Raw genomic sequence first — 22,580 nt, forward strand, 5'->3', positions numbered from 1 at the left:
GTGGTCTACCTCTTGATAATGGAGGTCGCGGCCTTCACCACGGCATCGGCCGACGGGATATAGGCGTCCTCGAGATTGGGGGCGTAGGGAACCGGCGCATGCGGCGCCGTCACCAGCTTGATCGGCGCCTTCAGCGCATCGAAGCATTTGTCGGCAAGCAGCGCCGAGATATCGGTGGCGACACTGCAGCGCGGATTGGCTTCGTCGACGATGACGACACGCCCGATCGTCTCGGTGAACTCCAGCAGCGTGTCTTCGTCGAGCGGCGAGGTGGTGCGCGGGTCGATGATGCAGGCGGAGATGCCCTCGGCCGCCAGCTTGCGGGCGGCCTCTTCGGCGACCTGGACCATGCGGCCGATGGCGATGATCAGCACGTCCTTGCCGTCACGCGCCACCCGCGCCTCGCCGAAGGGGATCGTGTAGGCGCCGTCAGGCACTTCCCCCACCGTGTCATAGAGCATCTTGTGCTCGAGGAAGATCACCGGATCGTCGTCGCGGATCGCCTGCAGCAACAGGCCTTTGGCGTCATAGGGGGTCGACGGTATGACCACCTTGAGACCGGGAATGTGGGTGAAGATCGGATAGAGCGCCTGGGTGTGCTGCGACCCGGAGCGGCTGCCGGCGCCATAGGTGGCGCGGATGACGAGCGGCGTCTTGGCGCGGCCGCCGAACATGAAGCGGAACTTCGCCGCCTGGTTCATGATCTGATCGAGGCAGACGCCGGCGAAATCGACGAACATGATTTCCGCGATCGGGCGCAGGCCGGTCAGCGCTGCCCCCGCCGCCGCGCCGATGAACGCCGCCTCGCTGATCGGCGTGTCGCGAATGCGCTCCGGCCCGAAGGCGTCGAGCAGCCCGCGGGTGACGCCAAACGGACCACCCCAGGCATCCTTCACCCCATTGGCGCCGGCGCCGCCGGTCAGATCCTCGCCCATCATGATGACGCGCGGGTCGCGGCCCATCTCGAAGTGAAGGGCTTCGTTCAGGGCCTGCCGAAATGATTTCTGTGCCATCGTCGCGGCTCCTTACAAATACTTCACGTAAACATCGGTGGTGAGCGCGGCGAGCGGTGGGAACGGCGCCGCTCTGGCCGCACTGACGGCACGGTCGATCTCGGCTTCGACCGCCGCGTCGACGGCATCGAGCTCTGCCATCTCGACCAGCGACACCTCCTTGACGCGTTTGCGGAAATTGCTGAGGCAATCGCGCTCGCGACGCATCGCCGCCTTCTCTTCGGGGGTGCGGTAGGTGTCCGGGTCACCGCTGTAGTGGCCGTAATAGCGCGGCACATGCACGTGCAGCATCGTCGGGCCGCCGCCCGCCCGGGCGCGCTCCACCGCCTCGCCGGCCGCGGCATAGACGCTGAAGACATCGGTGCCGTCGACCTCGATGGCGGGGATGTCGTAGCTTTCGGCGCGGCGGGTGAAGCTGCCGGCCGATACATACGCGTTCGCCGTCGCCTCGCCGAAGCCGTTGTCCTCGATGACGAAGATGATCGGCAGCATCCAGATCTTGGCGAGGTTGAAACTTTCCGACATCACCCCTTCGTTCATGGCGCCGTCGCCGGCAAAGGCGACCGCCACCTGCCCGGTCCCGAGCAGCTTGGCGCTCAACGCCGCGCCGCAGGTGATCGGCGCTCCGGCCGCGACGATGCCGTTGGCACCCAGCATCCCCTTGCGAAGATCGGCAATGTGTTGCGATCCGCCCTTGCCGCCGCAGGTGCCGCTGGCACGGCCGAACAGCTCGGCCATCATGCCGTCGATGTCGACACCCTTGGCGATCGAGTGGCCGTGACCGCGGTGCGTCGAGGAAATGTAGTCGTCGTCGCGAAGCTGCAGGCAGACGCCGACCGCACTTGCCTCCTGCCCGGCATAGAGGTGGGTGTTGCCGGGGAATGTCGCCCGTCCCCATTTCCTGCATCACCCGCTCCTCGAACCGGCGGATCGTCCGCATGGTCCGATAGACGTTGATGAGCTGCTCATGTGATAGCTGCAAAGCAGACATTTGTCCCTCACTGACATTTCGCGGTTCGGCGACTCGTTTTACGAAGCGAATTTCCGCTACCGGCATGCATGTGGCTGCGGTTGCCTTCGTTGCCGTCAGGCCCTTGTTTTGCGCGAACGCCTGTACTGATCGATGACGACGGCGGCGACGATGATCATTCCCTTGATGATCTCCTGGTAATAGGAGCCGATCTTGAGGAAGGTGAAGCCTGAGGTGATGACGCCGAGAATGATTGTGCCTATCACCGTGCCAGTGATGCGACCGACGCCGCCGGCAAGCGAGGTGCCGCCAATCACCGCGGCCGCGATGGCATCGAGCTCATAGGCAACACCCATAGTGGGCTGGGCGGAGGCCGCACGCGCCGCGGTCACTACTCCGGCAAGGCCGGAAAGCAGGCCTGCGATTGCATAGACCTTGATGAGATGCGAGCCGATATCAATGCCCGAGACTCGCGCGGCCTGCGGATTGGCGCCGACCGCATAGGTGAACTTGCCGTAACGCGTATAGCGCAGAGCGATATGCGAGATGATCGCAACGGCAATGAAGATAAGTACTGGCAGCGGCAAGGGGAAGCCCAAGATGAAAAAGCTCTTGCCGAGCCACGTAAAGTCGGGATTCAGCAGCCCGATAGGCTGACCAAGTGTGTACCACTTGGCAACGCCGCGGGCGCATACCATCATTCCTAAAGTGGCGATGAAAGGCGGAATGTTTGTCTTGGCGATTATCAAGCCATTGATCAGACCGGCAAGCAAGCCAACCAAGAGCCCTGCTAGAATTGGCCAGATCGGAAACAGGTCCGTCAGGGCAGGATAAAAGGGCGCGCACGTCTATCGAGCTTTGAGCAAGAGAAGCCGCCACCATGGCAGCGAGACCAACCACGGAGCCCGACGAGAGATCGATACCACTCGTGATAATCACCTGCGTTACGCCAACGGCAAGAATACCGATGACGGAGACCTGAAGAATAATGATCGACAGCCGCTGCTGGTTGCCGAGGAATGAACTTCCAACAAAAATCCAGCCAAGGAGCTCGAACATGAGCGCGATACCGACGAGCACCACGGCCGTCGACATTTCGTTCCCAAGCTTTCTTTTCGCTGCCGGCTTTTGTGCCACGGCCGTGGCTCCAGAGGGCGTAGTCATTGCGAAGGAACCTCCGCCTTAAGAGTTGTTGGAGTTAGCTTTTGCATTTTGGTTAGCCGTCCACCTTGCATTTGGCCAAACTCGTCTGGCCGGATGTGCCGCCGTTTGCGGCACATCCGTGGTCAGCGATCAGTTCTTGCTGAGGTAGGTGTCGACGTTAGCCGCGTTCACCAGTTCAAACGGAATCCAAACCGGAGATTCGACTTTCTCGCCCTTGGCAAGTTTAATGGCGGCATCGACCGAACCGGCGCCCTGCCCCACCGCGTCCTGGAAGACGGTGGCGTCGAGATCGCCGCTCTTCACATAATGCATCGCCTCCTTGGTGGCGTCGATGCCGGCCACGATGACATCTTTCATCTCCCAACCGGCCGCCTTGAGCGAGTTCATGGCGCCCAGTGCCATGTCGTCGTTGTTGGCGACGACCGCGACCGGCTTGTAGCCCGCCGTGATCCAGTTGGTCATCAGGTCCTGCGCCTTCACCGGATCCCAGTTTGCCGTCTGCTCGTCAATGATCTTCATGAAGTTGCATTCCGGCGTCGCAACGACGTCGTGGACCGCCCGGCTACGCTCTTCGGCGGCGTGTTGGGCGAGAACACCCTGAATGATCAGAATGCCGGCATCCTCGGTCTTGCCCTCTTCCTTCAAAACCCGGCAAACTTCTTTGGCTTGCAGCGTGCCGGCGTCGATCTCCTTCGAGCCGATGAAAGCCGCCTCCGAGCCGAGCTTGTCAAGGTCGCTCGGCGTGTTGTTGACATAGACCAGCGGAATGCCGGCGTCGGCCGCCATTTTCGTGATCGTCGGCGTCGCGGTGCTCTCCACGACGTTCACAATGATGGCGTCGACCTTGGCGGCAATGAAGTTCTGGATCTGCGACAGCTGTTTGTTGACATCGGCGTCAGCAAACTCGATCTGCAGAGGCTGGTTGGTCTTGGCGGCCTCGTCCTTCATCGCCTGAACCATCACCGCCAGGAACGTGTCGTTGGACGCAATGGTCACCCCGATATCGCCTGCATAAGCCGACGACGCCGCGAGAAACATCGCAGTTGTTCCAATAATCATTCGCTTCATTTCTATTCCCCTTTTCTTGTTCGGGTGTCCGGCAGCACCCAAGATCATCCGGACCGTCCTCCTCCACTGAGGAACGGCTTATGTTAACGATTACATGGCTAGGTCGATTTTGGCGCGTTTGCTGCGTCGACCAACGGCTTGAGATATTCCATCGAGACCCGCGCTACCCAGTCCGGCTCGATGCCCCGCTGGTGGAAACCGCATTCCATCGACAGATAGCCGTCGAAGCCGGTTTCCTTCAGCGCGTCGATGAGCGCTGGGAAGTCGCCCCTGCCCATGCCCGGAGGCAGTCGGTTGTTGTCCGAAGCGTGGATATGGACCAGGTCCTTCCCCATCGCATATACATAATCGCTCATCACCTCCTTCTCGGTGATGACGTGATGGCTATCGAACATCAGCCGGACGTTCGGCTCACCGACGTCCTTCATCATGTCGATGGTGTTGTCACAGGTGTTGACGATGTTGCTGTCTTCCGGCGTTGGGCTCAATGACGATCTCGACGCCGAAGTCCTGCGCGAAGCGGGCGATTTCCCGGATCGCCTCGGCTGCCCAATCCCACGCCTGCCGGTACGTCGTGCCGAAGATAAACCACCCGGGCAGGCAGATCAGCCGCTTGCCGCCCCAATCGGCGGTGAGCTGTACCATTTCCTTGTAATGATCGATCGCCCACCGACGCTCTTCCGGAATCGGAGACGCGACATTGTTGCCAGGCCCGCCGCCGTGCGCTGGCAGCATGGCCGCCAGCTCCAATTCATAATCCTTGAGCATCTTGCCAAGGTCCTTGCGCCTTTGCGCGCTCAGAGTCGGCGGAAAGACATGCGGGCTGGCCGCGCCGATTTCGATCGCGTCATACCCGATCTTCTTGATCCGCTTGATGGTCTCCTCAAGCGTGTAGGCCGGCAACCAGGTCGGGTTACTCGCATAGGGCCAGGTGTGCATCGCAAGCTTGATCGTCATGGGACCACTCCTCAGGCAGCAGACTGCTTGATATCTTCCCAGGCGCCCTTCTCTCCCGAGACGAGAATGGCTTCGGCAATGCGCTCGATCTGCACGCCGTCCTTGAAGTCCGGCGAGGCCGGCTTATTCTCGGCAATCGCCTTGAGAAAGTTGTACCATTCGATTGATTTGATATCGATATAGCCCTGCCCCATGCCCGCAACCGGCCACAGCTTGTCGCCGAACGGCTGGTTCGGTCCGGAATAGATGGTGCGAAAGCCGAAAGCATCGGCCGGATCATCGGCAAAGGCTACGCGAAGCTCATTGAGGCGCTGGTAATCGAATGCAATCGAGCCTTTGGTGCCGTGGATCTCGAAGCCAAGCTGATTATGATGGCCCCAAGAATTGCGCGTCACTTCGATACTGCCGTGAGCCCCGCTGGCAAACTTGATCAGAGTGAGCGCAGTATCGTCGACGTCGACCTTGCCCTTTTCCGAGGAGGCAGCACCACTTTGGCCAAAGAACCGCCCGAGAGGCAATGGCCGTTCCGGAATGAAGGTCTTGACGATAGCGTTGACCGAGGCGAACTCGCCGACCAGAAGGCGCGCCGCATCGATCACATGCGTCCCGATATCCCCGATCGTACCTGAGCCGGCCTTGGCCTTGTTGAAGCGCCAAGACAGAGGTGCATTCGGGTCAGCGCCCCAATCCTGGAGGTAGTAGCCTCGGAAAGTGAGGATATCTCCAATGCGCCCCTCATCAATCAGCCGCTTTGCCATCTGCAGAGCCGGCGTGTGACGATAGTTGTAGGAGACCATCGTCACTACGCCAGTCTCGCTTGCCGCAGCAAGCATCGCTTCCGCTTCCGCGACCGTCATCGACATCGGCTTTTCGCACATAACGTGCTTGCCGGCCTTTGCGGCTGCGATCGCGATCTCGGCGTGCGTGTCATTCGGAGTGCAGATATCGACGATATCGATATCGGGGCGCGAGACCACCTCGCGCCAATCGGTCGCATACTCAGCGAACCCATACTGTTTGGATGCCTTCTGCGCCATCTCCTCGTCGATATCGACGATGACCTTGCGTTCGATCTCGATCGGCGCACCGAAGAGAATTGGCACCACCGCTGTGGCAATCGAATGGGCCTTGCCCATGAAGCCTGTACCGATCAATGCAACGTTCAGCTTTTTCACCTTCGTCTCCCCATTCGAGCCTGCAGCGCGCCCCGGCTGCGGTAAATATTATCGACCAGGCCGCCGATTTTCCTTATGTAAACGTGTACACCACAAAAAAACTTGCCGTGTCAACGATTACATGATAGAAGGTTGGTACAAAGTTTCGGCGAGATCCCAATCCGGAGGGAACCGAAACGGAGGAGGAAAGTAACCAAAGGGTCGCCCTTGAGATCTTCGTCTGAGACGATTCCTCAGTCGGTCCTACTGCTTGAGGGAAGGCAGCGCACAGCGCTTTTGTGCGGAATGGGGAGGAAGTGAATGCTTCAACAACATCGCATTGGCCTTGGCGGCCGCGTCGCAGTCTTCGTTGTAGTGTCCCTTTTGTTGCTGGGCGGGTTCGTAAACCTTCAAGGGACGATAGGGATTGTGACCCACGAGCTCGTTAGAATGAGCGAGATGAGGACACAACTAGCCGAAGCAAAGCTGTCAGCTTTCAAACATTACCTGAACTTTTCGCGTTGACATCCAGCGTCGCGACAGCTGCGATGATTGAGCGATGTAATCGTTTGTCAAGGCCAGGAAACGATTAATGTGTACGTTAACAGCAAGCGCCGGCTGTGAAGCCTGGTACTTCGCTCGAATATGTTATCGATGAGCGCGGAACCTGTTGTCCACCCGATTTGAAAGATCTCGTTTGACGAGGAGAACCGAGGGCTTGGAAAGATGTTGGCCGATCGGTTGAGTGCCGAGAACGTCGAACTGCAAGAGACTGGGACTGGTCTGAGATCACACGAAAACGGTCTCAGGCGGGGCTTTAGCTTAGATTCAAACGATGAGTTTTTGAAAGACAAGAGTCGCTGTCACGTTGCAAGGTCATGAGCAAGGATCCCACAAAGTTGGGCGGATGCTCAGCATTTAAGCTGCCCGAGGCTTTTGAGGCTGTGTCGACTTGCGGCTAGCTCATCAACACACCCACTCATCCCGCAGTGGCTGCCACCATCAATGCTTAGCATGCTGCCCGTGGCAAAATCTGCCTCCGTGGTGACAAAGAGGACGAACTTGGCAATCTCGTCCGCACTGGCGAACCGCTTCAGGGGAACCTGTGCGACCGTGTTCTCCCGAATCTCGGCGGTACCGCCAAACCACTCCAGTTCGGCCTTCATCATGGGCGTCTCCACCGGGCCAGGGCAAACGCAATTCAGCCTGACTTCGGGCGCGAGTTCAAGGGCGAGCGCCTTCATCAGGCCTACCAGCCCGGCCTTGGACGCGCAGTAGTGGGCAAAGTTCGGCATGCCTTTGACGGAAAGGTTGGAGGCGATGGCCACAATGCTGCCCTGCCCTCGCTCTCGCATTCTGAGTGCACAATCACGTATCACGTAAAAGGCCCCTGACAGATTGACGTCAATGTGCTGCCGCCATAGTTCAGGCGTCAGATCCTCGATTGCCGCTGGGGTTACAATGCCCGCGGCGTGGATCAGGTAATCGATACCGTCAAGTCTTTCCCAAGCTGCACCGACTGCCGTTGTTGCACTCCCTTCGTCGGAAACGTCAGTGGCGATCGGGATGGTGCCGCAACCCAGATCGCGCGCAATTTCCTCGAGGAGACCCACCCGACGGCCGGCTATCGCTACCTTGACACCGCAACTCGCCAGTTGACGAGCACAGGCCAAACCAATGCCCGACGTCGCGCCAGTTACGAGCGCCGTTTTCCCCTCCAGGTGTTTTTCATTGGTCACCTCCCTCATTTCAAAGCTGGCCTATCCCTCGACCGCTTTGACTTGAATGACGGCCAGCGGAGGGAACCCACAATCAGATTCCTGACGATCGCTGGATGTTCTCCATAATGGCTTCGTTGACGGCGGAGGATGCCTCCATCTGCGGCATGTGGCCGGCGCCCGGGATGATGCGCAGCTGGACATTGCCGGGCACTTCGGCTTGCTGCGGCACCGGGACGATCCCATCGCGCTCGCCCCAGATGAGCGTCACCGGGCACGTCAACGCCTGAAGCTGGTCGCCGATCGACTGCAGCTGGCCATTGTCGTCGGCAATCGTGTCGGCGATCGCCGACAGCGCCTCCGGCACACCCTCGAGCCGCTTGAAGCGAAGCGTTCCCTCGACCATGTCGCTGGTGATCTTCGACGGATCGGCGAACAGCCGCTCCAATACGCCGAGCAGCGGGCGGCGGCGCTCCGCCGCAACGAAGTCGACGAGGAAATCCCGGCTGATCTGGCGGCTCAGCCCGATCGGGGCGATCAGCGTCAGCGAACCGACGCGCGAGGGCCGATTGGCGGCGATCGCCGCGGCGACAGCACCGCCGAAGGAGTGGGCGATGAGGTGAAGCTTGCCGGGCGCGACCGCTTCGACCGCCGCTTCCACGGCAGAGACGATCTTCGGGAAGACATCGCCGCCCGCGATCGGCGACGACGCGCCGTGTCCGGGCAGGTCGATGGCAACCACCCGCATGTTTTCGGCGAGTGCCGACTGGTTGAACAGCCATGTCGAAAGATCGCCGCCAAACCCGTGCAGCAGCACCACCGTCTCGTCGCCCTGCGGTCCAGCTTCGAGAACGTTGACGGCACCCCCATCAACAGCGATCGTTCGCGGCACGGGGACGCCGCCGTCGCCTTCGTCGCCTGCACCAAGCCGGTCGGCATAGCTTGCGATGAAGGCGTCGATCTCTTCCGACGTCGCCGCCGCCTCGGCGATCACCCCGGCCAGGGCACCGACCGGCGCCGTCGTTCCCTCTTTGAGGACGATGCGTCTCAGCGTTCCGGTGGCGGCGGCTTCGACGACATTGGTGACCTTGGTGGTTTCGATCTCCAGGATTTCCTGACCGCGCGTGACATGCTCGCCCTCGCCGACCATCCACTGGGTGATCTTGCCCTCGGTCATCGTCATTCCCCATTTGGGAACGGTGACTGCCTCGATTGACGACATCGTGGTCTACCTCTTGATAATGGAGGTCGCGGCCTTCACCACGGCATCGGCCGACGGGATATAGGCGTCCTCGAGATTGGGGGCGTAGGGAACCGGCGCATGCGGCGCCGTCACCAGCTTGATCGGCGCCTTCAGCGCATCGAAGCATTTGTCGGCAAGCAGCGCCGAGATATCGGTGGCGACACTGCAGCGCGGATTGGCTTCGTCGACGATGACGACACGCCCGATCGTCTCGGTGAACTCCAGCAGCGTGTCTTCGTCGAGCGGCGAGGTGGTGCGCGGGTCGATGATGCAGGCGGAGATGCCCTCGGCCGCCAGCTTGCGGGCGGCCTCTTCGGCGACCTGGACCATGCGGCCGATGGCGATGATCAGCACGTCCTTGCCGTCACGCGCCACCCGCGCCTCGCCGAAGGGGATCGTGTAGGCGCCGTCAGGCACTTCCCCCACCGTGTCATAGAGCATCTTGTGCTCGAGGAAGATCACCGGATCGTCGTCGCGGATCGCCTGCAGCAACAGGCCTTTGGCGTCATAGGGGGTCGACGGTATGACCACCTTGAGACCGGGAATGTGGGTGAAGATCGGATAGAGCGCCTGGGTGTGCTGCGACCCGGAGCGGCTGCCGGCGCCATAGGTGGCGCGGATGACGAGCGGCGTCTTGGCGCGGCCGCCGAACATGAAGCGGAACTTCGCCGCCTGGTTCATGATCTGATCGAGGCAGACGCCGGCGAAATCGACGAACATGATTTCCGCGATCGGGCGCAGGCCGGTCAGCGCTGCCCCCGCCGCCGCGCCGATGAACGCCGCCTCGCTGATCGGCGTGTCGCGAATGCGCTCCGGCCCGAAGGCGTCGAGCAGCCCGCGGGTGACGCCAAACGGACCACCCCAGGCATCCTTCACCCCATTGGCGCCGGCGCCGCCGGTCAGATCCTCGCCCATCATGATGACGCGCGGGTCGCGGCCCATCTCGAAGTGAAGGGCTTCGTTCAGGGCCTGCCGAAATGATTTCTGTGCCATCGTCGCGGCTCCTTACAAATACTTCACGTAAACATCGGTGGTGAGCGCGGCGAGCGGTGGGAACGGCGCCGCTCTGGCCGCACTGACGGCACGGTCGATCTCGGCTTCGACCGCCGCGTCGACGGCATCGAGCTCTGCCATCTCGACCAGCGACACCTCCTTGACGCGTTTGCGGAAATTGCTGAGGCAATCGCGCTCGCGACGCATCGCCGCCTTCTCTTCGGGGGTGCGGTAGGTGTCCGGGTCACCGCTGTAGTGGCCGTAATAGCGCGGCACATGCACGTGCAGCATCGTCGGGCCGCCGCCCGCCCGGGCGCGCTCCACCGCCTCGCCGGCCGCGGCATAGACGCTGAAGACATCGGTGCCGTCGACCTCGATGGCGGGGATGTCGTAGCTTTCGGCGCGGCGGGTGAAGCTGCCGGCCGATACATACGCGTTCGCCGTCGCCTCGCCGAAGCCGTTGTCCTCGATGACGAAGATGATCGGCAGCATCCAGATCTTGGCGAGGTTGAAACTTTCCGACATCACCCCTTCGTTCATGGCGCCGTCGCCGGCAAAGGCGACCGCCACCTCGCCCGGTCCCGAGCAGCTTGGCGCTCAACGCCGCGCCGCAGGTGATCGGCGCTCCGGCCGCGACGATGCCGTTGGCACCCAGCATCCCCTTGCGAAGATCGGCAATGTGTTGCGATCCGCCCTTGCCGCCGCAGGTGCCGCTGGCACGGCCGAACAGCTCGGCCATCATGCCGTCGATGTCGACACCCTTGGCGATCGAGTGGCCGTGACCGCGGTGCGTCGAGGAAATGTAGTCGTCGTCGCGAAGCTGCAGGCAGACGCCGACCGCACTTGCCTCCTGCCCGGCATAGAGGTGGGTGTTGCCGGGAATGTCGCCCGTCCCCATTTCCTGCATCACCCGCTCCTCGAACCGGCGGATCGTCCGCATGGTCCGATAGACGTTGATGAGCTGCTCATGTGATAGCTGCAAAGCAGACATTTGTCCCTCACTGACATTTCGCGGTTCGGCGACTCGTTTTACGAAGCGAATTTCCGCTACCGGCATGCATGTGGCTGCGGTTGCCTTCGTTGCCGTCAGGCCCTTGTTTTGCGCGAACGCCTGTACTGATCGATGACGACGGCGGCGACGATGATCATTCCCTTGATGATCTCCTGGTAATAGGAGCCGATCTTGAGGAAGGTGAAGCCTGAGGTGATGACGCCGAGAATGATTGTGCCTATCACCGTGCCAGTGATGCGACCGACGCCGCCGGCAAGCGAGGTGCCGCCAATCACCGCGGCCGCGATGGCATCGAGCTCATAGGCAACACCCATAGTGGGCTGGGCGGAGGCCGCACGCGCCGCGGTCACTACTCCGGCAAGGCCGGAAAGCAGGCCTGCGATTGCATAGACCTTGATGAGATGCGAGCCGATATCAATGCCCGAGACTCGCGCGGCCTGCGGATTGGCGCCGACCGCATAGGTGAACTTGCCGTAACGCGTATAGCGCAGAGCGATATGCGAGATGATCGCAACGGCAATGAAGATAAGTACTGGCAGCGGCAAGGGGAAGCCCAAGATGAAAAAGCTCTTGCCGAGCCACGTAAAGTCGGGATTCAGCAGCCCGATAGGCTGACCAAGTGTGTACCACTTGGCAACGCCGCGGGCGCATACCATCATTCCTAAAGTGGCGATGAAAGGCGGAATGTTTGTCTTGGCGATTATCAAGCCATTGATCAGACCGGCAAGCAAGCCAACCAAGAGCCCTGCTAGAATTGGCCAGATCGGAAACAGGTCCGTCAGGGCAGGATAAAGGGCGCGCACGTCTATCGAGCTTTGAGCAAGAGAAGCCGCCACCATGGCAGCGAGACCAACCACGGAGCCCGACGAGAGATCGATACCACTCGTGATAATCACCTGCGTTACGCCAACGGCAAGAATACCGATGACGGAGACCTGAAGAATAATGATCGACAGCCGCTGCTGGTTGCCGAGGAATGAACTTCCAACAAAAATCCAGCCAAGGAGCTCGAACATGAGCGCGATACCGACGAGCACCACGGCCGTCGACATTTCGTTCCCAAGCTTTCTTTTCGCTGCCGGCTTTTGTGCCACGGCCGTGGCTCCAGAGGGCGTAGTCATTGCGAAGGAACCTCCGCCTTAAGAGTTGTTGGAGTTAGCTTTTGCATTTTGGTTAGCCGTCCACCTTGCATTTGGCCAAACTCGTCTGGCCGGATGTGCCGCCGTTTGCGGCACATCCGTGGTCAGCGATCAGTTCTTGCTGAGGTAGGTGTCGACGTTAGCCGCGTTCACCAGTTCAAACGGAATCCAAACCGGAGATTCGACTTTCTCGCCCTTGGCAAGTTTAATGGCGGCATCGACCGAACCGGCGCCCTGCCCCACCGCGTCCTGGAAGACGGTGGCGTCGAGATCGCCGCTCTTCACATAATGCATCGCCTCCTTGGTGGCGTCGATGCCGGCCACGATGACATCTTTCATCTCCCAACCGGCCGCCTTGAGCGAGTTCATGGCGCCCAGTGCCATGTCGTCGTTGTTGGCGACGACCGCGACCGGCTTGTAGCCCGCCGTGATCCAGTTGGTCATCAGGTCCTGCGCCTTCACCGGATCCCAGTTTGCCGTCTGCTCGTCAATGATCTTCATGAAGTTGCATTCCGGCGTCGCAACGACGTCGTGGACCGCCCGGCTACGCTCTTCGGCGGCGTGTTGGGCGAGAACACCCTGAATGATCAGAATGCCGGCATCCTCGGTCTTGCCCTCTTCCTTCAAAACCCGGCAAACTTCTTTGGCTTGCAGCGTGCCGGCGTCGATCTCCTTCGAGCCGATGAAAGCCGCCTCCGAGCCGAGCTTGTCAAGGTCGCTCGGCGTGTTGTTGACATAGACCAGCGGAATGCCGGCGTCGGCCGCCATTTTCGTGATCGTCGGCGTCGCGGTGCTCTCCACGACGTTCACAATGATGGCGTCGACCTTGGCGGCAATGAAGTTCTGGATCTGCGACAGCTGTTTGTTGACATCGGCGTCAGCAAACTCGATCTGCAGAGGCTGGTTGGTCTTGGCGGCCTCGTCCTTCATCGCCTGAACCATCACCGCCAGGAACGTGTCGTTGGACGCAATGGTCACCCCGATATCGCCTGCATAAGCCGACGACGCCGCGAGAAACATCGCAGTTGTTCCAATAATCATTCGCTTCATTTCTATTCCCCTTTTCTTGTTCGGGTGTCCGGCAGCACCCAAGATCATCCGGACCGTCCTCCTCCACTGAGGAACGGCTTATGTTAACGATTACATGGCTAGGTCGATTTTGGCGCGTTTGCTGCGTCGACCAACGGCTTGAGATATTCCATCGAGACCCGCGCTACCCAGTCCGGCTCGATGCCCCGCTGGTGGAAACCGCATTCCATCGACAGATAGCCGTCGAAGCCGGTTTCCTTCAGCGCGTCGATGAGCGCTGGGAAGTCGCCCCTGCCCATGCCCGGAGGCAGTCGGTTGTTGTCCGAAGCGTGGATATGGACCAGGTCCTTCCCCATCGCATATACATAATCGCTCATCACCTCCTTCTCGGTGATGACGTGATGGCTATCGAACATCAGCCGGACGTTCGGCTCACCGACGTCCTTCATCATGTCGATGGTGTTGTCACAGGTGTTGACGATGTTGCTGTCTTCCGGCGTGGGCTCAATGACGATCTCGACGCCGAAGTCCTGCGCGAAGCGGGCGATTTCCCGGATCGCCTCGGCTGCCCAATCCCACGCCTGCCGGTACGTCGTGCCGAAGATAAACCACCCGGGCAGGCAGATCAGCCGCTTGCCGCCCCAATCGGCGGTGAGCTGTACCATTTCCTTGTAATGATCGATCGCCCACCGACGCTCTTCCGGAATCGGAGACGCGACATTGTTGCCAGGCCCGCCGCCGTGCGCTGGCAGCATGGCCGCCAGCTCCAATTCATAATCCTTGAGCATCTTGCCAAGGTCCTTGCGCCTTTGCGCGCTCAGAGTCGGCGGAAAGACATGCGGGCTGGCCGCGCCGATTTCGATCGCGTCATACCCGATCTTCTTGATCCGCTTGATGGTCTCCTCAAGCGTGTAGGCCGGCAACCAGGTCGGGTTACTCGCATAGGGCCAGGTGTGCATCGCAAGCTTGATCGTCATGGGACCACTCCTCAGGCAGCAGACTGCTTGATATCTTCCCAGGCGCCCTTCTCTCCCGAGACGAGAATGGCTTCGGCAATGCGCTCGATCTGCACGCCGTCCTTGAAGTCCGGCGAGGCCGGCTTATTCTCGGCAATCGCCTTGAGAAAGTTGTACCATTCGATTGATTTGATATCGATATAGCCCTGCCCCATGCCCGCAACCGGCCACAGCTTGTCGCCGAACGGCTGGTTCGGTCCGGAATAGATGGTGCGAAAGCCGAAAGCATCGGCCGGATCATCGGCAAAGGCTACGCGAAGCTCATTGAGGCGCTGGTAATCGAATGCAATCGAGCCTTTGGTGCCGTGGATCTCGAAGCCAAGCTGATTATGATGGCCCCAAGAATTGCGCGTCACTTCGATACTGCCGTGAGCCCCGCTGGCAAACTTGATCAGAGTGAGCGCAGTATCGTCGACGTCGACCTTGCCCTTTTCCGAGGAGGCAGCACCACTTTGGCCAAAGAACCGCCCGAGAGGCAATGGCCGTTCCGGAATGAAGGTCTTGACGATAGCGTTGACCGAGGCGAACTCGCCGACCAGAAGGCGCGCCGCATCGATCACATGCGTCCCGATATCCCCGATCGTACCTGAGCCGGCCTTGGCCTTGTTGAAGCGCCAAGACAGAGGTGCATTCGGGTCAGCGCCCCAATCCTGGAGGTAGTAGCCTCGGAAAGTGAGGATATCTCCAATGCGCCCCTCATCAATCAGCCGCTTTGCCATCTGCAGAGCCGGCGTGTGACGATAGTTGTAGGAGACCATCGTCACTACGCCAGTCTCGCTTGCCGCAGCAAGCATCGCTTCCGCTTCCGCGACCGTCATCGACATCGGCTTTTCGCACATAACGTGCTTGCCGGCCTTTGCGGCTGCGATCGCGATCTCGGCGTGCGTGTCATTCGGAGTGCAGATATCGACGATATCGATATCGGGGCGCGAGACCACCTCGCGCCAATCGGTCGCATACTCAGCGAACCCATACTGTTTGGATGCCTTCTGCGCCATCTCCTCGTCGATATCGACGATGACCTTGCGTTCGATCTCGATCGGCGCACCGAAGAGAATTGGCACCACCGCTGTGGCAATCGAATGGGCCTTGCCCATGAAGCCTGTACCGATCAATGCAACGTTCAGCTTTTTCACCTTCGTCTCCCCATTCGAGCCTGCAGCGCGCCCCGGCTGCGGTAAATATTATCGACCAGGCCGCCGATTTTCCTTATGTAAACGTGTACACCACAAAAAAATTGCCGTGTCAACGATTACATGATAGAAGGTTGGTACAAAGTTTCGGCGAGATCCCAATCCGGAGGGAACCGAAACGGAGGAGGAAAGTAACCAAAGGGTCGCCCTTGAGATCTTCGTCTGAGACGATTCCTCAGTCGGTCCTACTGCTTGAGGGAAGGCAGCGCACAGCGCTTTTGTGCGGAATGGGGAGGAAGTGAATGCTTCAACAACATCGCATTGGCCTTGGCGGCCGCGTCGCAGTCTTCGTTGTAGTGTCCCTTTTGTTGCTGGGCGGGTTCGTAAACCTTCAAGGGACGATAGGGATTGTGACCCACGAGCTCGTTAGAATGAGCGAGATGAGGACACAACTAGCCGAAGCAAAGCTGTCAGCTTTCAAACATTACCTGAACTTTTCGCGTTGACATCCAGCGTCGCGACAGCTGCGATGATTGAGCGATGTAATCGTTTGTCAAGGCCAGGAAACGATTAATGTGTACGTTAACAGCAAGCGCCGGCTGTGAAGCCTGGTACTTCGCTCGAATATGTTATCGATGAGCGCGGAACCTGTTGTCCACCCGATTTGAAAGATCTCGTTTGACGAGGAGAACCGAGGGCTTGGAAAGATGTTGGCCGATCGGTTGAGTGCCGAGAACGTCGAACTGCAAGAGACTGGGACTGGTCTGAGATCACACGAAAACGGTCTCAGGCGGGGCTTTAGCTTAGATTCAAACGATGAGTTTTTGAAAGCAAGAGTCGCTGTCACGTTGCAAGGTCATGAGCAAGGATCCCACAAAGTTGGGCGGATGCTCAGCATTTAAGCTGCCCGAGGCTTTTGAGGCTGTGTCGACTTGCGGCTAGCTCATCAACACACCCACTCATCCCGCAGTGGTGCCACCATCAATGCTTAGCATGCTGCCCGTGGCAAAATCTGCCTCCGTGGTGACAAAGAGGACGAACTTGGCAATCTCGTCCGCACTGGCGAACCGCTTCAGGGGAACCTGTGCGACCGTGTTCTCCCGAATCTCGGCGGTACCGCCAAACCACTCCAGTTCGGCCTTCATCATGGGCGTCTCCACCGGGCCAGGGCAAACGCAATTCAGCCTGACTTCGGGCGCGAGTTCAAGGGCGAGCGCCTTCATCAGGCCTACCAGCCCGGCCTTGGACGCGCAGTAGTGGGCAAAGTTCGGCATGCCTTTGACGGAAAGGTTGGAGGCGATGGCCACAATGCTGCCCTGCCCTCGCTCTCGCATTCTGAGTGCACAATCACGTATCACGTAAAAGGCCCCTGACAGATTGACGTCAATGTGCTGCCGCCATAGTTCAGGCGTCAGATCCTCGATTGCCGCTGGGGTTACAATGCCCGCGGCGTGGATCAGGTAATCGATACCGTCAAGTCTTTCCCAAGCTGCACCGACTGCCGTTGTTGCACTCCCTTCGTCGGAAACGTCAGTGGCGATCGGGATGGTGCCGCAACCCAGATCGCGCGCAATTTCCTCGAGGAGACCCACCCGACGGCCGGCTATCGCTACCTTGACACCGCAACTCGCCAGTTGACGAGCACAGGCCAAACCAATGCCCGACGTCGCGCCAGTTACGAGCGCCGTTTTCCCCTCCAGGTGTTTTTTCATTGGTCACCTCCCTCATTTCAAAGCTGGCCTATCCCTCGACCGCTTTGACTTGAATGACGGCCAGCGGAGGGAACCCACAATCAGATTCCTGACGATCGCTGGATGTTCTCCATAATGGCTTCGTTGACGGCGGAGGATGCCTCCATCTGCGGCATGTGGCCGGCGCCCGGGATGATGCGCAGCTGGACATTGCCGGGCACTTCGGCTTGCTGCGGCACCGGGACGATCCCATCGCGCTCGCCCCAGATGAGCGTCACCGGGCACGTCAACGCCTGAAGCTGGTCGCCGATCGACTGCAGCTGGCCATTGTCGTCGGCAATCGTGTCGGCGATCGCCGACAGCGCCTCCGGCACACCCTCGAGCCGCTTGAAGCGAAGCGTTCCCTCGACCATGTCGCTGGTGATCTTCGACGGATCGGCGAACAGCCGCTCCAATACGCCGAGCAGCGGGCGGCGGCGCTCCGCCGCAACGAAGTCGACGAGGAAATCCCGGCTGATCTGGCGGCTCAGCCCGATCGGGGCGATCAGCGTCAGCGAACCGACGCGCGAGGGCCGATTGGCGGCGATCGCCGCGGCGACAGCACCGCCGAAGGAGTGGGCGATGAGGTGAAGCTTGCCGGGCGCGACCGCTTCGACCGCCGCTTCCACGGCAGAGACGATCTTCGGGAAGACATCGCCGCCCGCGATCGGCGACGACGCGCCGTGTCCGGGCAGGTCGATGGCAACCACCCGCATGTTTTCGGCGAGTGCCGACTGGTTGAACAGCCATGTCGAAAGATCGCCGCCAAACCCGTGCAGCAGCACCACCGTCTCGTCGCCCTGCGGTCCAGCTTCGAGAACGTTGACGGCACCCCCATCAACAGCGATCGTTCGCGGCACGGGGACGCCGCCGTCGCCTTCGTCGCCTGCACCAAGCCGGTCGGCATAGCTTGCGATGAAGGCGTCGATCTCTTCCGACGTCGCCGCCGCCTCGGCGATCACCCCGGCCAGGGCACCGACCGGCGCCGTCGTTCCCTCTTTGAGGACGATGCGTCTCAGCGTTCCGGTGGCGGCGGCTTCGACGACATTGGTGACCTTGGTGGTTTCGATCTCCAGGATTTCCTGACCGCGCGTGACATGCTCGCCCTCGCCGACCATCCACTGGGTGATCTTGCCCTCGGTCATCGTCATTCCCCATTTGGGAACGGTGACTGCCTCGATTGACGACATCGTGGTCTACCTCTTGATAATGGAGGTCGCGGCCTTCACCACGGCATCGGCCGACGGGATATAGGCGTCCTCGAGATTGGGGGCGTAGGGAACCGGCGCATGCGGCGCCGTCACCAGCTTGATCGGCGCCTTCAGCGCATCGAAGCATTTGTCGGCAAGCAGCGCCGAGATATCGGTGGCGACACTGCAGCGCGGATTGGCTTCGTCGACGATGACGACACGCCCGATCGTCTCGGTGAACTCCAGCAGCGTGTCTTCGTCGAGCGGCGAGGTGGTGCGCGGGTCGATGATGCAGGCGGAGATGCCCTCGGCCGCCAGCTTGCGGGCGGCCTCTTCGGCGACCTGGACCATGCGGCCGATGGCGATGATCAGCACGTCCTTGCCGTCACGCGCCACCCGCGCCTCGCCGAAGGGGATCGTGTAGGCGCCGTCAGGCACTTCCCCCACCGTGTCATAGAGCATCTTGTGCTCGAGGAAGATCACCGGATCGTCGTCGCGGATCGCCTGCAGCAACAGGCCTTTGGCGTCATAGGGGGTCGACGGTATGACCACCTTGAGACCGGGAATGTGGGTGAAGATCGGATAGAGCGCCTGGGTGTGCTGCGACCCGGAGCGGCTGCCGGCGCCATAGGTGGCGCGGATGACGAGCGGCGTCTTGGCGCGGCCGCCGAACATGAAGCGGAACTTCGCCGCCTGGTTCATGATCTGATCGAGGCAGACGCCGGCGAAATCGACGAACATGATTTCCGCGATCGGGCGCAGGCCGGTCAGCGCTGCCCCCGCCGCCGCGCCGATGAACGCCGCCTCGCTGATCGGCGTGTCGCGAATGCGCTCCGGCCCGAAGGCGTCGAGCAGCCCGCGGGTGACGCCAAACGGACCACCCCAGGCATCCTTCACCCCATTGGCGCCGGCGCCGCCGGTCAGATCCTCGCCCATCATGATGACGCGCGGGTCGCGGCCCATCTCGAAGTGAAGGGCTTCGTTCAGGGCCTGCCGAAATGATTTCTGTGCCATCGTCGCGGCTCCTTACAAATACTTCACGTAAACATCGGTGGTGAGCGCGGCGAGCGGTGGGAACGGCGCCGCTCTGGCCGCACTGACGGCACGGTCGATCTCGGCTTCGACCGCCGCGTCGACGGCATCGAGCTCTGCCATCTCGACCAGCGACACCTCCTTGACGCGTTTGCGGAAATTGCTGAGGCAATCGCGCTCGCGACGCATCGCCGCCTTCTCTTCGGGGGTGCGGTAGGTGTCCGGGTCACCGCTGTAGTGGCCGTAATAGCGCGGCACATGCACGTGCAGCATCGTCGGGCCGCCGCCCGCCCGGGCGCGCTCCACCGCCTCGCCGGCCGCGGCATAGACGCTGAAGACATCGGTGCCGTCGACCTCGATGGCGGGGATGTCGTAGCTTTCGGCGCGGCGGGTGAAGCTGCCGGCCGATACATACGCGTTCGCCGTCGCCTCGCCGAAGCCGTTGTCCTCGATGACGAAGATGATCGGCAGCATCCAGATCTTGGCGAGGTTGAAACTTTCCGACATCACCCCTTCGTTCATGGCGCCGTCGCCGGCAAAGGCGACCGCCACCTGCCCGGTCCCGAGCAGCTTGGCGCTCAACGCCGCGCCGCAGGTGATCGGCGCTCCGGCCGCGACGATGCCGTTGGCACCCAGCATCCCCTTGCGAAGATCGGCAATATGCATCGATCCGCCCTTGCCGCCGCAGGTGCCGCTGGCACGGCCGAACAGCTCGGCCATCATGCCGTCGATGTCGACACCCTTGGCGATCGAGTGGCCGTGACCGCGGTGCGTCGAGGAAATGTAGTCGTCGTCGCGAAGCTGCAGGCAGACGCCGACCGCACTTGCCTCCTGCCCGGCATAGAGGTGGGTGTTGCCGGGGATATCACCGGTCCCCATTTCCTGCATCACCCGCTCCTCGAACCGGCGGATCGTCCGCATGGTCCGATAGACGTTGACGAGTTCCTCGCGAGAGAACTGTAAAGCCGACATTCCAAACTCCCTTGTTTATAGCTTGGCGCGTAGAGCTGCCTTTCGCCTGTTCGCCGGTCACCATTGAGCGTTGATGCCGTGTGCCGGTTCTGATCTCGGCTGCGGTTGACCAGAACGCGATCAACCGCAGCCACTGGAATCCACCCGACTTGGGAAGGTGGACCACCGCACCCGCATGCTGACGTCAGAAGTCAGCCGAAGAAGCCCTGCAGCTCACGCGCGAGCGCGTCGGGTTGCTCTTCCGCCAGATAGTGACCGCAGGACTCTATTGCGGTCCCCCGGACACTGGTTGCTATCGTCTGCAATTGTGCAACCAGGTCCGGCATCGACCCTTGATCGGCCCTCACCGCGAGAACGGGCATCTCCAGCTTTCCCTTGGCGCTGAGTTCCCGATTTTGCTGCGCCGACAACGTTACGGCGCGGTAGTAGGCGAGCCCGCCCTTGAGCCCGCTGTACTGAAAGACGCGGAGATACTCTTCGAAGTCGGCATCGGAGAACACCTGCGGATTGGCCGCTTTGCGCTGCAGGAACCAGTTAAGATAGATGTGCTCCCGGCCTTGGATGAGTGCCTCCGGCAAGTCGGCAACGTTGTGGAAGGCGACGTGCCACGTCCGCCATGCCACGTCCGAGGACCAAGGCAGCGCGTCGGGAAGACTGATGCCAGGTATTCCCGTATCGAGGATGGCCAGCCCTTTAACGCTGCTTCCGTAGAGCGCTGCGTAGGGATATGCGACCCAGGCGCCGATATCGTGGGCCACCAAGAAGTGGCGATCGATACCCAGTTTCTGAACAAGGCCACGGGCGATCTTCGCGATGCTCATCGTATCACAGCCGCCCATCGGGCGATCGGAGTCGCCCTGTGCAGGCAGATCGGGCGCGATGATCCTGTAGCGCGCGCCGAGGATCGGCATAATCTTACGCCAAGCGTACCAGCTTTGGGGAAACCCGGCGAACAGAAGCACGACTTCGCCATCCTCCCGCCCGCCACTGACATAGTGCAACCTGACACCGTCCACAGTTGCAAAGCCGCGTTCGAAACCCTCGATCCCGGTTTCTGGCCACTCTTGTCTTTCAACCATCGCGCTCTCCCACTCATAACTATTGTCTCAATGGCGTCTTCGCCCAACTCACAGACCGCTTCCGCAATTCATCGCGGCGCCGAGGTCTTGCCGATGCCCATCGGCAAGACCCAAGCCACCAAACCTTCAGAACGGGTCGCGTGCGGCGGTCAGCCAGCCGCCGTCCATCACGTAGGCGCTGCCGTGGACGTAGTCCGCATCATCGCTTCCGAGGAAGGCTGCAAGTTTTGCGATCTCCTCAGGCTGGCACCACCGGCGAGCCGGCACCTTGCTGATTGCAAGGTCCATGTCTGGAGAGGCAGCATTGTGCTCAGGCAGGGCAAGAGGAGTGGCGGTTGCTCCCGGGCAGATGGAATTTACCCTTATGCCGCGCGCGCCGTACTCAAAAGTGAGCTGCCGTGTCAAACCTATGACACCGTGCTTTGAAGCGGTATAGGCTGAACCTCCGCCGGCAGCACTAAAGCCGGATGTCGAAGCCGTATTAATAATGGCGCCTTTTCCCTGCGCCAGCATTTGCGGGATGACCGCTCGCGACATCAGGAATGGTCCGGTGAGGTTCACCGCAAGGACCCTGTTCCATTCGTCGAGGCTAACTTCATGAGCCGGAGCATGCCCGTCGAGAACGCCCGCATTGTTGCAGAGAAGATCAATCCGACCCCAGCGCGAAATGACGGCTTCCACTCCGTTCTGCACGCTCTGCGGATCGCTGACGTCGACCTGCAGCGGATATGCCATTTCTGGCTTTTCCAGATTTTCGACCGTTTCCGCCGCTCCGCCCATATTGATGTCAAAAGCGGCGACATAAGCCCCCCTGGACACAAACTCGCCTACCATCGCCCGTCCCATGCCGGATCCGGCGCCGGTCACGACAACTACTCGACCACTATAGCTATTCACCGCTAAACCTTTCCTCTTCTTGATTACTGTTCTCGCAGCCACAGCGTGCAATCGTTTGGCAGATGCTCTCG

The 22,580-nt window shown here is 60.7% G+C and carries 16 protein-coding genes and 4 pseudogenes; all 20 read right to left on the reverse strand.

The genetic code is table 11. The annotated features are described in order from the left end of the window. Positions 1-5: 5 nt before the first annotated feature. On the reverse strand, positions 6-1,013 hold the full coding sequence (locus USDA257_RS08735; protein WP_014762564.1) for an alpha-ketoacid dehydrogenase subunit beta: 1,008 nt from the start codon (positions 1,011-1,013) through the stop codon (positions 6-8). A gap of 12 nt (positions 1,014-1,025) precedes the next feature. After that, positions 1,026-2,004 (reverse strand): annotated as a pseudogene (locus USDA257_RS08740) (thiamine pyrophosphate-dependent dehydrogenase E1 component subunit alpha). Between the two features lie 95 nt (positions 2,005-2,099). Next, positions 2,100-3,147, reverse strand: a pseudogene (locus USDA257_RS08745) (ABC transporter permease). Between the two features lie 129 nt (positions 3,148-3,276). Beyond that, the gene (locus USDA257_RS08750; protein ID WP_041415053.1) at positions 3,277-4,215 is read right to left on the reverse strand and encodes a substrate-binding domain-containing protein; all 939 of its coding nucleotides are present in this window, start codon (positions 4,213-4,215) and stop codon (positions 3,277-3,279) included. 98 nt (positions 4,216-4,313) lie between these two features. After that, positions 4,314-5,091 (reverse strand): annotated as a pseudogene (locus tag USDA257_RS08755) (sugar phosphate isomerase/epimerase family protein). A 92-nt stretch (positions 5,092-5,183) separates the two neighbouring features. Next, the gene (locus tag USDA257_RS08760; protein ID WP_014762568.1) at positions 5,184-6,347 is read right to left on the reverse strand and encodes a Gfo/Idh/MocA family protein; all 1,164 of its coding nucleotides are present in this window, start codon (positions 6,345-6,347) and stop codon (positions 5,184-5,186) included. Positions 6,348-7,237: 890 nt separating this feature from the next. Then, the gene (locus USDA257_RS08770; RefSeq protein WP_014762571.1) at positions 7,238-8,074 is read right to left on the reverse strand and encodes an SDR family NAD(P)-dependent oxidoreductase; all 837 of its coding nucleotides are present in this window, start codon (positions 8,072-8,074) and stop codon (positions 7,238-7,240) included. A gap of 64 nt (positions 8,075-8,138) precedes the next feature. Next, positions 8,139-9,266: an acetoin dehydrogenase dihydrolipoyllysine-residue acetyltransferase subunit gene (locus USDA257_RS08775; RefSeq protein WP_014762572.1), complete on the reverse strand. Its 1,128-nt coding sequence runs from the start codon at positions 9,264-9,266 to the stop codon at positions 8,139-8,141. Positions 9,267-9,272: 6 nt separating this feature from the next. Beyond that, the gene (locus tag USDA257_RS08780; RefSeq protein ID WP_014762564.1) at positions 9,273-10,280 is read right to left on the reverse strand and encodes an alpha-ketoacid dehydrogenase subunit beta; all 1,008 of its coding nucleotides are present in this window, start codon (positions 10,278-10,280) and stop codon (positions 9,273-9,275) included. Positions 10,281-10,292: 12 nt separating this feature from the next. Next, positions 10,293-11,271, reverse strand: a pseudogene (locus USDA257_RS08785) (thiamine pyrophosphate-dependent dehydrogenase E1 component subunit alpha). 95 nt (positions 11,272-11,366) lie between these two features. Continuing rightward, the gene (locus USDA257_RS08790) at positions 11,367-12,413 is read right to left on the reverse strand and encodes an ABC transporter permease (RefSeq protein WP_041414027.1); all 1,047 of its coding nucleotides are present in this window, start codon (positions 12,411-12,413) and stop codon (positions 11,367-11,369) included. A 129-nt stretch (positions 12,414-12,542) separates the two neighbouring features. After that, entirely contained in the window at positions 12,543-13,481 is a 939-nt protein-coding gene (locus USDA257_RS08795) for a substrate-binding domain-containing protein (protein WP_041415053.1), read from the reverse strand. A 98-nt stretch (positions 13,482-13,579) separates the two neighbouring features. After that, on the reverse strand, positions 13,580-14,437 hold the full coding sequence (locus USDA257_RS08800; RefSeq protein WP_014762575.1) for a sugar phosphate isomerase/epimerase family protein: 858 nt from the start codon (positions 14,435-14,437) through the stop codon (positions 13,580-13,582). A gap of 11 nt (positions 14,438-14,448) precedes the next feature. Beyond that, a complete protein-coding gene (locus USDA257_RS08805) occupies positions 14,449-15,612 on the reverse strand; it encodes a Gfo/Idh/MocA family protein (RefSeq protein WP_014762568.1) in 1,164 nt (387 codons plus the stop codon). 956 nt (positions 15,613-16,568) lie between these two features. Then, positions 16,569-17,321, reverse strand: coding sequence for an SDR family NAD(P)-dependent oxidoreductase (locus tag USDA257_RS08820; protein ID WP_014762576.1), 753 nt, complete (start codon positions 17,319-17,321; stop codon positions 16,569-16,571). 80 nt (positions 17,322-17,401) lie between these two features. Next, on the reverse strand, positions 17,402-18,529 hold the full coding sequence (locus USDA257_RS08825) for an acetoin dehydrogenase dihydrolipoyllysine-residue acetyltransferase subunit (RefSeq protein ID WP_014762572.1): 1,128 nt from the start codon (positions 18,527-18,529) through the stop codon (positions 17,402-17,404). 6 nt (positions 18,530-18,535) lie between these two features. Beyond that, entirely contained in the window at positions 18,536-19,543 is a 1,008-nt protein-coding gene (locus USDA257_RS08830) for an alpha-ketoacid dehydrogenase subunit beta (protein WP_014762564.1), read from the reverse strand. Between the two features lie 12 nt (positions 19,544-19,555). Further along, entirely contained in the window at positions 19,556-20,533 is a 978-nt protein-coding gene (locus USDA257_RS08835) for a thiamine pyrophosphate-dependent dehydrogenase E1 component subunit alpha (RefSeq protein WP_014762577.1), read from the reverse strand. A gap of 191 nt (positions 20,534-20,724) precedes the next feature. Next, the gene (locus USDA257_RS08840) at positions 20,725-21,612 is read right to left on the reverse strand and encodes an alpha/beta fold hydrolase (RefSeq protein ID WP_014762578.1); all 888 of its coding nucleotides are present in this window, start codon (positions 21,610-21,612) and stop codon (positions 20,725-20,727) included. 126 nt (positions 21,613-21,738) lie between these two features. Further along, positions 21,739-22,509: an SDR family NAD(P)-dependent oxidoreductase gene (locus USDA257_RS08845; protein ID WP_041414029.1), complete on the reverse strand. Its 771-nt coding sequence runs from the start codon at positions 22,507-22,509 to the stop codon at positions 21,739-21,741. Positions 22,510-22,580 lie beyond the last annotated feature (71 nt).

This window comes from Sinorhizobium fredii USDA 257 (assembly GCF_000265205.3).
Lineage (GTDB): Bacteria > Pseudomonadota > Alphaproteobacteria > Rhizobiales > Rhizobiaceae > Sinorhizobium > Sinorhizobium fredii_B.

Bases quoted from the DNA above. Each gene is read 5' to 3' on its own strand.
- USDA257_RS08750 (WP_041415053.1), bottom strand. From the start codon at position 4,215: ATGAAGCGAATGATTATTGGAACAACTGCGATGTTTCTCGCGGCGTCG.
- USDA257_RS08770 (WP_014762571.1), bottom strand. From the start codon at position 8,074: ATGAGGGAGGTGACCAATGAAAAACACCTGGAGGGGAAAACGGCGCTC.
- USDA257_RS08790 (WP_041414027.1), bottom strand. From the start codon at position 12,413: ATGACTACGCCCTCTGGAGCCACGGCCGTGGCACAAAAGCCGGCAGCG.
- USDA257_RS08840 (WP_014762578.1), bottom strand. From the start codon at position 21,612: ATGGTTGAAAGACAAGAGTGGCCAGAAACCGGGATCGAGGGTTTCGAA.
- USDA257_RS08835 (WP_014762577.1), bottom strand. From the start codon at position 20,533: ATGTCGGCTTTACAGTTCTCTCGCGAGGAACTCGTCAACGTCTATCGG.
- USDA257_RS08830 (WP_014762564.1), bottom strand. From the start codon at position 19,543: ATGGCACAGAAATCATTTCGGCAGGCCCTGAACGAAGCCCTTCACTTC.
- USDA257_RS08800 (WP_014762575.1), bottom strand. From the start codon at position 14,437: ATGACGATCAAGCTTGCGATGCACACCTGGCCCTATGCGAGTAACCCG.
- USDA257_RS08825 (WP_014762572.1), bottom strand. From the start codon at position 18,529: ATGTCGTCAATCGAGGCAGTCACCGTTCCCAAATGGGGAATGACGATG.
- USDA257_RS08780 (WP_014762564.1), bottom strand. From the start codon at position 10,280: ATGGCACAGAAATCATTTCGGCAGGCCCTGAACGAAGCCCTTCACTTC.
- USDA257_RS08820 (WP_014762576.1), bottom strand. From the start codon at position 17,321: ATGAAAAAACACCTGGAGGGGAAAACGGCGCTCGTAACTGGCGCGACG.
- USDA257_RS08795 (WP_041415053.1), bottom strand. From the start codon at position 13,481: ATGAAGCGAATGATTATTGGAACAACTGCGATGTTTCTCGCGGCGTCG.
- USDA257_RS08775 (WP_014762572.1), bottom strand. From the start codon at position 9,266: ATGTCGTCAATCGAGGCAGTCACCGTTCCCAAATGGGGAATGACGATG.
- USDA257_RS08735 (WP_014762564.1), bottom strand. From the start codon at position 1,013: ATGGCACAGAAATCATTTCGGCAGGCCCTGAACGAAGCCCTTCACTTC.